The 529-nt window shown below is 48.0% G+C and carries 1 protein-coding gene; it reads right to left on the bottom strand.

What is annotated here, in order from left to right; translation table 11 throughout:
• A partial coding sequence (menA, locus tag R7040_RS29710) for a 1,4-dihydroxy-2-naphthoate octaprenyltransferase (protein WP_318098084.1) occupies positions 1-529 on the bottom strand: 529 nt, incomplete at both ends.

The following is a 529-nucleotide window of genomic DNA, read 5'->3' on the forward strand; positions in this document are numbered from 1 at the left end:
TAGAGTGGTGTCTACATGCCCTGTATGCAGAAAGTATGTACCAGATACGCCTAGCAGACCAAAGAACAGGAATACGGAAATATCGCCTAAGCCGACATAACCATAGGGCTTACTGCCCATGGTGTAAGCAATCGCCGCGATAATGGCAAGAATACCCAAACCGATGAAGGTGATGATGCTTTCTGGCGAGCTCAGTGCGTAAAACACCAAAACCAAGCCCGAGATGGCGGTAAGCACGATATTAAAAATGATCGCCTGTTTCATCTGTTTGGCACTAACGGCACCGGTCTGCATCGCACGCTGTGGACCTAAACGGTTTTCATTGTCGGTGCCTTTTACTGCATCGCCATAGTCGTTGGCTAAGTTCGATAGAATCTGCAATAAGGTTGCCGTAGCAAAGGCCATGATTGCGATGGTCAAAGAGAAATGACCGGCTGAGTATGCAAGTACGCTACCAGTTAAAATAGACACCAGAGCGAGAGGCAATGTTTTAGGGCGAGCGGCTTCAAGCCAGATCTGTAGAGATTGT

The sequence above is a fragment of the Vibrio sp. 1069 genome (assembly GCF_033340555.1).